The organism is Mesorhizobium sp. M7A.F.Ca.ET.027.02.1.1 (genome assembly GCF_004022985.1).
Classification (GTDB): domain Bacteria; phylum Pseudomonadota; class Alphaproteobacteria; order Rhizobiales; family Rhizobiaceae; genus Mesorhizobium.
Genome location: NZ_RZOL01000785.1, coordinates 1 through 1126, shown reverse-complemented (window position 1 = coordinate 1126; position 1126 = coordinate 1). Strand labels below are relative to the sequence as shown.

The window sequence follows — 1126 nt, the reverse complement described above, 5'->3', positions numbered from 1 at the left end:
GACGAGCGACAGCCGTTTTCAGGAGCTCAAGGCGGCGATCGCTGAGAACGGCCAACAGATCCCGATCATCGCGCGCCCGCACCCGACGGAAGAGGGGCGCTATCAAATCGCTGCGGGACACCGCCGCTGGCGTGTGACGCAGGAGTTGGGCCTTGGCCTCAAGGCGATCATCCGCAAGCTCTCCGATCAGGAGATGGTCATCCTGCAAGGCCAGGAGAATGGGCCGCGAGAGGATCTGACCTTCGTGGAGCGGGCACGGTTCGCCATGCAGATGGAGGGCCACGGGTTCGACCGCGTCACGCTGTCAGCCGCCCTCAGTGTCGACAAGCCAGAGGTCTCGCGGCTGCTGACCGTAGCGCAGGCACTGGGTGAGGACCTGATCATGGCGATCGGGCCGGCGCCGAAGATCGGCCGACCCAGGTGGCTCCAGCTCGTTAAAGGTCTAGAACAGGCCAGCGCCCGCGCCCAGCTGGCCGAATTGGTGTCCTCCGCGGACTTCAAGACCGCGGACACCGATCAGCGTTTCACGCTTGCTCTGCGAGCGGTCGGTACTGCGAACGGGACGGCCAAGCGCCGACCCGTGACCTCCGATCGTGTCGCGTGGGTCGAGAGGAAGGGCGGCAACATCCGCCTTGTGTCCGACAACGCGAGCTTCGCCAGTTTTCTCCAGCGACGCCTTCCTGCGCTACTTAGTGAGTTCAAGGAAAGCCCTGAATCGAAATCCAATCTCACGTCGAAAGGAGCAAAGCACTGAAAAACAATCGCTTTCGGCGGATTGTCAGCTGACAATTTCGGCTTTGAAAGCAAAAGGATTAGAAACCGGGCAAAAGAAAAAGGCCCCCGAAACGACATTCCGGAAGCCCTTCTCAAGTGTGGTAACTAGAGAATCGCACTTCCTGGAATCACAGTCAAGCCCTCAAAGAGCGGCGAGCGTCGGTTCGGCGAGCGGATTTCTATTGCCTAGCAATAGGTGAAGAAAGATGCAGACGCATATCTCAACGACGCCCTTTGGGCGGCGACCAATGACGCTTGGCATGATCTCAAGCCAAGCCACCGCAAGGGCTGTGCCGAAGGACGTGATCGTCCACAAATGGCATGTCTTTCAAGATATCAAGGACGCCAGGAT

General features: G+C 59.5%; 1 protein-coding gene and 1 pseudogene. Both read left to right on the top strand.

Translation table 11 applies throughout. The features are described from left to right. Positions 1-754: plasmid partitioning protein RepB (repB, locus tag EN749_RS36130; protein WP_128364997.1), on the top strand; the 754-nt coding region annotated here is incomplete at its 5' end. 226 nt (positions 755-980) lie between these two features. Then, positions 981-1126: pseudogene (locus tag EN749_RS39285) on the top strand (replication initiation protein RepC); the annotation flags it as partial.